6 protein-coding genes are annotated in these 9,139 nt (G+C 41.8%); all 6 read right to left on the bottom strand.

Translation table 11 applies throughout. The annotated features are described in order from the left end of the window. Nucleotides 1-231: 231 nt before the first annotated feature. The 6 genes from DXB58_RS21730 to DXB58_RS21755 all read right to left on the bottom strand — a co-directional run bounded on the left by DXB58_RS21730 (nt 232) and on the right by DXB58_RS21755 (nt 8,833). Nucleotides 232-762: a GNAT family N-acetyltransferase gene (locus DXB58_RS21730; protein ID WP_122138240.1), complete on the bottom strand. Its 531-nt coding sequence runs from the start codon at nt 760-762 to the stop codon at nt 232-234. Between the two features lie 8 nt (nt 763-770). Beyond that, entirely contained in the window at nt 771-2,645 is a 1,875-nt protein-coding gene (locus tag DXB58_RS21735; protein ID WP_122138241.1) for an alpha-L-fucosidase, read from the bottom strand. Nucleotides 2,646-2,684: 39 nt separating this feature from the next. After that, nucleotides 2,685-3,365 (bottom strand): hypothetical protein, encoded by a 681-nt coding sequence (locus DXB58_RS21740; RefSeq protein WP_122138249.1) that lies wholly within the window; start codon nt 3,363-3,365, stop codon nt 2,685-2,687. A gap of 135 nt (nt 3,366-3,500) precedes the next feature. Further along, entirely contained in the window at nt 3,501-6,344 is a 2,844-nt protein-coding gene (locus tag DXB58_RS21745) for a TonB-dependent receptor (RefSeq protein WP_122138242.1), read from the bottom strand. Beyond that, nucleotides 6,341-7,600, bottom strand: coding sequence for a DUF4925 domain-containing protein (locus DXB58_RS21750; RefSeq protein WP_122138243.1), 1,260 nt, complete (start codon nt 7,598-7,600; stop codon nt 6,341-6,343). The genes DXB58_RS21745 and DXB58_RS21750 overlap by 4 nt, the downstream gene beginning before the upstream one ends. A 30-nt stretch (nt 7,601-7,630) precedes the next feature. Next, nucleotides 7,631-8,833 (bottom strand): DUF4925 domain-containing protein, encoded by a 1,203-nt coding sequence (locus DXB58_RS21755; protein WP_122138244.1) that lies wholly within the window; start codon nt 8,831-8,833, stop codon nt 7,631-7,633. Nucleotides 8,834-9,139 lie beyond the last annotated feature (306 nt).

Here is a 9,139-nt window from a genome sequence, read left to right on the forward strand (position 1 = left end):
GTTAGCAGCCAGTAGTCAAGTAGTAATATCTTGCTATCCAAACTATCCGGTTAACTATCAGCGTGCAAATTTACTCAAACGCTTGGTTCTGACAAGAAATCCGAGTAAAAAATGCACAGGTTTAAGATTTTTGAGCAAAAGAGGAGGGTTTTTATAGATTTAATTCAGGGTTGACAAAGCGTTTATGGGCAGTCTGCCGGATTGTCCGGCAGACTGTTGATGAATTCCGGATTATTTGATAAGTTCGTAATAATGTGCATTCGTGAAATTATCATTCTTGAAAATAGCCTTTTGCATAATTCCTACTTTCGTGAATCCCACTTTCTCTAATATCCGCATGGATGGGGAGTTATGCTCAAATACGACTGCGAATACACGTACCTTATCAGTGTGTTCGAAATAATAGTTGATAGCTTCTTTCAGGGCGTCAGTAACGATTCCCTGGTTCCAGAAATGTTCTCCAATCCAGTAGCCTACTTCTGCACTAAAACGTTCTACATCCGTAGCGGGTACAAAACCGATACTTCCGACTGCTTCTCCGTTTACCTCAATGCAGAAATCTTGAATGTTTTCTTTCGCTTGTACCATAGCGAGAAAAACGTTAGCATCTTCTTGACTATAAGGATGGGGGAGACCGTCACGACAGTTATCCCAAATATTCTTGTTATTGAGATATTGGGCTAATGATGCTGCATCTTCGGTTTGCCAGGTACGGAGAGTATAGTTTTTCTTCTGCACGATAATTCCTGTTTTCTGTACCATATCATCTATTATTGTATCCCAATTTCAGCTAACCCCATCGGTTCACCGTCATGTATCATCCGTGTTGCTTTCAACTGAATATAGCGAGCCTTGACCGGAGTAAAGTAAACCGATTGCAAAATCGGATTGCTCTTTATATTGGAAAATTCATCTTTGGCTACTACCTGGTTGACTGCATTGCTATCCATACCTACAGAGATTTCGTAGGCCGCGATCAACCCTTTATTGTATTCACTCTGGTCGGGGAGATAGTGGAATGAGGTAATCGTGCGTTCTTCTCCCAAGTCAATCAATAGTGTATTTCCATTGATGAAACAGGTGGTCTGGTTGTTTTTATCCATACCCTTCTGTGCTTCCTCTACATCTACTCCAACAAGAGTGAACGGGTAACTTTTCAGTTCTGCAGCTTTCGCTGTGTATGTATCGGAAGTCTCTCCTGCATAGTAGGCTTCAATGTTATTAATACAGAGACAAGCCCGTGAATCCGTGAAGCGGACACGAATCTTATCCGTAGTGATTGTTTCGAAACGAAGGAGCCGTTTATATCCGATAGTGGTAGTCTCCTCATTGAGCTTTACAGGGAGCCATTCGCCTGCCTGGTTATATTCTACAACGAATGATTTGACACGTTGTCCGAGAGGAATATATTCCTGCAACATCATACGGTTGATCTTTTCTGCCTGCGGTAAATTGAATTCAATAGTGGCTGAAATGACATCGTCATTGGTAGCCCAATAAGTATCATAATCACCGTCGGTCACAGCTTTGGCGGAGAATGTTCTTCCACGTTCGTCTGATGCTTTGGGAGAGAGTCCTGCCAGCAGATTGTGTGCCAGTTGTTTTTGCACATTCTGGTGGAAGTTTACGGCATTGGCAGAGTCAGTAGGATGAATCAATCCGTCACGGTCTACCGGGAAGTTTAATAATAGCGTTGCGTTATGTCCTACGCTGCGGTAATATAAATCGGTCAGTTCATCTACTGTTTTCACACGGTCGTCTTCTTCCGGATGATAAAACCATCCCGGACGGATGGAAACATCACACTCGGCAGCTACCCATTGGTTACCATCGGCATGACCATATTGCAGTTCACGATACTTGGGATAGCCCGGATAAACTTCTCCTGCACGAAGAAAAGACCAGTTAGTAGCTCCGGCAAATCCGTGTTCGTTGCCTACCCAACGACAGCCCGGACCTCCATCCGAGAAGATAACAGCTTGTGGCTGTAACTCATCAATCATCTTGTAAGCTCGCGGATAGTTATAATAAGTCTTACGGTCTATTGTACGGCTGTCTTTTGCTCCGCCATACCAGCCGTCTCCACCGTTGGCACCATCAAACCAGATTTCAAATACGTCACCGTAGTTGGTCAGCAGTTCGTTGAGTTGTTTATAGAAGTATTCTACATATTCGGGAGAGCCATAATTGGCCTGATGCCTGTCCCAGGGCGAGAGATAGACTGCGAATTTAATACCATACTTTTTGCAGGCATCCGACAGTTCGCGGACAATGTCTCCTTTTCCGTCTTTGTACGGAGTGTTGCGGATACAGTACTCTGTCAGTTGCGTAGGCCACAGACAGAATCCATCGTGATGTTTCGCTGTCAGGATCACTCCTTTCATGCCGGATTTGACAAATGTCTGTACCCACTGCTCACAGTCCAGACGGGTAGGGTTGAATGTTTTAGGATCGGAGTCTCCGTATCCCCATTCACGGTCGTTGAATGTGTTAAGTCCGAAGTGTACGAACGCATAGGTTTCCATTTTTTGCCATTCCACCTGTTTGGCTTCGGGAATGGGTAAGATAGCTTCCGGTGCTTTTACCGAATTACAGGCACTTAATAGAAAAAGACCTGTTGCGAAGATAAGAAAGTGTTTTTTCATGGGGGTGTTTATTAGTTAATAATTGAATGTAAGAATCATCTACAATGTAATTCCAACTACAAAATAAAGTTGCTCTTCATAAGGGTTGGCTATTAGCTTTCCGAAGATGGGTAAAGAGAAATTGGACGTTATTTTAATATCTTTTGTTGCCGATAATCCGATATTGACTACATTGAATTTGTCGGAATACATACTTTCCCAAGGAGTGAAACCTGCTTCGATATTCATATTTACATCTTTCACGTTGAACGGGTAACTCAACTCGCAGTAACTGGACCAGGCACGTTTCCCGTTTTCCCGGTAATCGTTTCCGGCAAAGGTAGTGTACCAGCTTACTGACAATGGGAACTTTTCGCTAAGCATATAGCCGGCTCCTACCTCGAAAGTGTGCCCGGTAGAGTGCGAACTGTAATTGAAGTATTTAAAAGGTTCCTCTTCTGTCTGGGTAAAATAGTTATTGGCGTAAAGAGTCAGGTTTTTGTATTCGTACTCTAGTGATAAATCTATTTCATTGTTCTTTTCGCGAAATTCGGTAGAACCCCACGCGTAAACGGTCAGTCCTTTCCAGTTGAGGCCGAGTGAAGGCTGCACACTTGCATTGCCGCTATCCATACCGCGCCAGATATAACTGCTTACAAAATCAGCAGTTACAAAAACTTCTTGTGCCTGTGCAAAGGCCGTACAAAACAGGATGGCAATAAGTAGGATTTGTTTTTTCATTTTATCGGTTATTTCTTCTCGTTTTCGGGGGTAAAGATACGCAATATATAGATAAATGATGACAGATGAGGAGAAAAAAGAAAACGGCTGCATTGAGCAGCCGTTTCTTAAGTAATTGTGAATCTTGAAAGTTAGTTAGAAAGTGACGTCCATTTTCAGTACGAAAGTACGTGGAGCGGCAACTGCCATTGGGCGGTAGCTGTATTCTTTATTCAACAGGTTGTTCACCATAAACTGGAAAGCTACTTCTTTTGTGGCTTTTACTCCGAAGCGTACGTCAACAGTGGCATAGTCCGTATTATGTTTTTTCCAGTAAGTAGCCAGTGTCTCTCCTTTTGAGTAACCGAAAAGGATGCCACGTACATAATCCATCAGGTCTTTCTGCTGTTTCTCGCGTTCGTCCAACATCAGATAGTCAACTGCCAGAATTTTGCTCTTCCATGCTACATTGGCACCGACATTGATACGTTTCCACAGGAAATCTACCGTAGCTTTAAAACTGTGCTTCGGGCGATATTTAAGGTACTTACCTGTGTTCGATTTCTCTTTCATCTGAAGAGGATCGGTATAAAGCCCCTCTACTGCATTACGTTCCTGATAGTCAGCATCGCGTGGCTCCGTGTATACATATCCCAAGTTATAGAACAACTTCGTGTTCTTATTGAAATTGTACACGCCGTTCGTTGAGATTTCTACTCCGTAAATCTGGGCTTTCGATACATTGTGGAACTGGGCTCCGATACCGAACCCTTTGCCATCTGTCAGCATCTGGAATGCATCGCCTATGCTATTAATCATTGTGTAATTGGCATTGTTGAACAGCCCGAACTGGAATTCAACCATGTCTTTATATTGTGTATAGAATCCTGCAACATCCACAAAACCCTGGAAATTACCAACTTTATATCCTTGCTTAATTCCTAATTCCGCATTAAATCCTTTCTCCGGTTTGATGTCCGGATTAGGATAAACGCCAACTCCACCAATATCCTTGCGCAGGTACTTTTCATTGATAGACGGATTACGGTAACCCTGTCCGAAGCTGGCACGGATAAAACTGTAATCAGCCAACTGATAATTTAACCCTGCACGGAAGACCGGACGGAACGGAACTTTGGTTCCGAAGATTTTAGTTTCGGCTTCACGGTGATGATTATTCACCCGATAATATTCGGCACGTACACCGGCAGATACACTCAAACGATCCCAGAAGCGCTGATCGTATTGGAAGAAAGCAGCTATATTATCACTTTTGTATACCTCATCCATTACAGCGGAGTCATAGCGGATATGTTCCAGGGTTACTCCGGTAGTGATTTGTGCACCGCCTTCCCATTTCTTATTGAACTGGTAGTCGAGGTAGTAATCGAAGTTCTTATCAGTCTGTGTTTTTGGAGTGTTTCGTGACGGATTGATAACATTTGATAACCACGGAATCAGATCACTCGGTAACTGTCCGTTCACAAGTCCCCCTAAGTCACTCGGCACTCCGTTGTCCATTACCCAGGAGATCAGATCGCAATAATCGGCAGTCGTCGCATTTGGGAAAATATTGTCTAATGAGGTGAACACTCCGTTCATGGCATCTTCCAGATTGCCGTTGACAAGTCCGGAACCTATACCTACCAATGCAGGATAAAGTGAACTGTAATCGCCACCGGCTATATTCTGTATCGTTTTGGCATCTGTTCCCATATTTCCCAGAATATCAGTGATGGAAGTTCCCTGGGTAGGGCGTACGATATTATCGGCACTGTAATAGAAACGTCCTTTAATCTTATGTGACGTACCGTTTTCCGGATTCACATAGTTGATGAACGGATCGATATGGAAATTATTCTCTTCACGTCCCATGTTGGTGAAAGGAGATGGTTTGTACACTTCCGTTGGTGAACGCCAGATAAAGAAGTCACCATATTGATTGGAAAGGAAATCGACATTGAAACCATAGTTCAACAGTTTCATTCCCATATCGGGCTGATGATAAGTGAGGCTCCCTCCCATACGGAAACGTTTGTTGTATCCCTGTTGGCGGTATCCTTCGTCAGTGAAAAGATTGATTCCTCCGCTGACATCGAAATTGCCGATACGACGGGAGTGGGAGAGGTCGAATCCTTCGTAAATAGGATTCCGTATACCGCTAAGAAGACTTCCGCGCAAGATTGGTTTTACTGCATACTTATCGTCTTTCCAAAAACTTTTGTCACTCCATTGATATTCGTCATTTTCTGCATCTCCATATACACCGACATAAGCACTGAAACGTGTTTTCGGAGTCAGTCCCGGACGTGCAGTACGGATGTTGATAATGCCGTTCAAGGCTGATGACCCGTACAACACGGAGGAAGCTCCTTTAATAACTTCCACCTGTTCTACATTTTCCAAAGGTATGGTGTTCCAATTGATTTCACCGGTTTTTGGATTCAGGGTACTCATGCCGTCTATCAGAATCTGGCTGCGTGCACCTACACCGTAAGTCCATCCGCTGCCACCGCGCATAGAGGGCTGTTTGTCTACAATGTCTACACCGGGCAATGTACGGAGTGTGGAAGAAATATCTGTCGGTGCCTGACGGGCAATATCTCCGGCTTTCACCACATCCATGGAAACAGTAACGTCACTCAACTTCTGTTCAAAGCGTCCGGCACTAACTACCACTTCTTCCAGTAGCTTTGTGCTTTCTTTCATATAAACGTCTTTCGTGATGACTTCACGCTTATTGATAACAATTGGCATCAATACATCTTCATAGCCTACATAACTGAATACAAGGTCGACTCCTCCTTCGGGCAGTTTGATTTCATATTCTCCATTGATGTTGGATACTGTTCCCTGATTACCGTGGAGTTTGTATGTGACGGCTGCACCGACCAGCGGTTCGTTGGTTTTGGCATCATATATGTGTCCTTTCAAGGTTTGAGCAAAACTATTGCAACCCAAGTATAATAGAAAGGTGATTATTGCTACTGTTTTTCTCATTTTTTCAATACTTTATTTAATAGTTCCATGTTTTTCTGATAAGTTCTACTATTAGAACGCAATAAGGCTGGTGTTTCTGTTGTTTCTGGAATTTCTGCGGAATATTCCTTTTGAAGGACAATGCCCAGCTCAAAGACCTTGGATGCTATTAATTCAGGAACTAGCATATCAAGTAACTGTACCAGTGTTTCTTTCATGTCACTATCAGGAATAACGTCTTTCAATAGAGGTAATAGATTAAAGAGTATGCCAACTTCACTCTTATCGACATATAACATCATGTCGCCAGTATGTTTGATATATGAGCCATCATTGAATAGCGACTCCGGTTTAATTTCACTGACGATATTGAAACGAATACCGGTAGTAAGCCATCTGTCTATTAATTCAAGAATTTCTTTCATGTCAGTTACTGAAATAGCACGAGTCTTATTACTTTGCAATTGTTTGAAAATCATTTCAATATTAGGAATTACATACAAAGAATTTCCTTTGATATAATAAGTTGCCAGGTTTATGGGAGATAGGTTGTAGTCACTTTCGGGGCGGATCGGTAATGGCATAAAATATCCAAAAATGCCACCTTCAACTTGGGGCATGGAAGCATAACGGGCCGTAATATTGCCATCTTCACAAAAGTTTATGCTACGTAAGACTGAACCTAAGATATTGCCGGCAACCGCTTCAACAATTCCTGCTAAAGATGAAACATTTTCATTGTCAGAATGAAAATGTACACCGTAGGTAGCATTGGTATATTCTATACTAGTTGAAGGATCTGTTTCATCTTCTCCCTCTCCGGTATAGGGGATAGTGTACCATTGTTTCTGGGTTGTTATAGCATTGGCTGCCAGCTGTATATCAGTAATTTCCAGTGTGAATTTACCCACTTCTACTCTTCCGGCATATTTGAAACTCGTTCCTAATGTTCCTGTCGCATTTCCGGTGAAAGAATATCCGGTTTTATCTCCGGAGATGGGTATATTGGTCATCTTTAATGCTTCATCACCCGGAATGATATTATAAAGGGTAATATTGGCAGTTTCTCCTATGACAGTGCTAAAGTCTACTGATTTTCCGATCATTGTTTCACCACTATAGGTAAGAATTAGATTCGGATTAGGATTAGACAGTTTATTTGAGTAATTGGCTGTTACATCTACCGGTTCCGGTCCGTAGTGATCTTCGCTACAAGATGTTAAAAATGCAGATACTCCGGTAAGGCAGCTTATTAATAGAATAGATAATTTTTTCATTGTTCTTTTATGTTAGATAGTTAAAATGAATTATTTCTTAGTAGTGAGGTCGATACCGATTTCCATTTTATCGAAAAGGGCTGCAACTTCAGTTAAATCTGTTTCCAGCAGACTGCCGATGATACTGATAAGCGACATGAGAGTTTCTTTGTTGAAGTAGATATAGGTATGCTCTTTTGTTTGGTTGATTCCCATCGGTATTCCGTTTTTCATCCATGTGAGCAGCGTTGCAAAAGTATTATCATCCAATTGAAGCATGTAGGTGATTATTTCATTGTTTAAAATCATATTGATGGCACTTAACGTTAATTTTAGACGTGCCGGGTCAGATTTTAGAAGAGCTTCGCTGATTCCTGCGATAAGCTGGGAGTCAATTTGCTTTCCGTTGTTTTGTGCTATGAGAGATACAATGGTAGGGACATTGAATTGTACGACAAATGCTTTGCTGCCTGTCTGATTCCAGTAGGCTAATCCTTTGGGAGATGACTCATAAGTACGTTTGTTAATCAGACTTTTGAATTCGGCATCTGTTTTGCCCGAGTTGGCAACTTCCATGATTTCATTCAGGTCTACAGGGCTCGTGGTATAGTTGGCAGTGACCACTCCATTTTTTTCTAATGTAATGTCCTTCAGTACATAAGGAAAAATCACATCCAATATATTAGTTGCCATTTGCTGTATGGGTAGAATGACCGGCTGAAGAGATTCTCCTCCTGCTTTAGCAGTAATATTCACGTAACCGGCTCCGCTATTACGGATAATATTCTCTCCGTCTATTGTGTGGGAATATGCAGGAAATGCGTATGTGTTTGCAATGGAATTGGCATAAGCCATTGTTACGTTCAGTGATAATTGCATGTTTTTGGGAGTTATTATTCCTTCATATTTCACCGTAGCTCCTCCCATGGTGATATTCGTTCCACTGAAAGTATAGGCACCTTTCTCTTCATTCTCATACAGTTGGATACGACTGATAGGAGTTTCCTTTTCTCCGGGAATTACATCATTCAGTGTCAACGTCCCCGTCTCGCTGTCGTCTGTCTTAAAGCTGATGGTTTTCCCAATTAATTTCTCTCCACTGTAGGTCAGGTCTAACGTATATGGTTTGATATACGAACCATATTCCTGACTAATTTCTCCCGGCCAGAATAGCTTGTCATTGTAAGTCTCTTCGCATGCTGTAAAGAAAAATACTACGCAGGCTACATACAATAGTTTCCGTAAGTTTCTCATTTTGCTTTTTGTTTTTATTGCGTATTTAATAAAACTTTGCAAAGTTCGACTAACAATTCTTTATTGTCAAGGTCTGTTTTTTATTTTAATGTTCTATTTTTAATCATGTATGGCGAAAGTGCTTAAAATGAGAAAATAAATGTGTTCTATTTTTAATATTGATTGTTCTTCTTTTAAGAATGGCTATAAAAGAGAATGAAGAGGCCTCTAAAAAAGCAAACGGTTTCCCACCTGTTTTTCACAGGTGAGAAACCGTTCGTTTGTACGCTCGGCATGAGCATTATCTAACGGGTGTAAGTCCCGAGT

Origin of the sequence: Bacteroides sp. OM05-10AA (genome assembly GCF_003439055.1) — a bacterium.
Taxonomy (GTDB): Bacteria; Bacteroidota; Bacteroidia; order Bacteroidales; family Bacteroidaceae; genus Bacteroides; species Bacteroides intestinigallinarum.

Coding starts and splice junctions, on each gene's coding strand:
- DXB58_RS21730 (WP_122138240.1), bottom strand. CDS start 762: ATGGTACAGAAAACAGGAATTATCGTGCAGAAGAAAAACTATACTCTC.
- DXB58_RS21735 (WP_122138241.1), bottom strand. CDS start 2,645: ATGAAAAAACACTTTCTTATCTTCGCAACAGGTCTTTTTCTATTAAGT.
- DXB58_RS21740 (WP_122138249.1), bottom strand. CDS start 3,365: ATGAAAAAACAAATCCTACTTATTGCCATCCTGTTTTGTACGGCCTTT.
- DXB58_RS21745 (WP_122138242.1), bottom strand. CDS start 6,344: ATGAGAAAAACAGTAGCAATAATCACCTTTCTATTATACTTGGGTTGC.
- DXB58_RS21750 (WP_122138243.1), bottom strand. CDS start 7,600: ATGAAAAAATTATCTATTCTATTAATAAGCTGCCTTACCGGAGTATCT.
- DXB58_RS21755 (WP_122138244.1), bottom strand. CDS start 8,833: ATGAGAAACTTACGGAAACTATTGTATGTAGCCTGCGTAGTATTTTTC.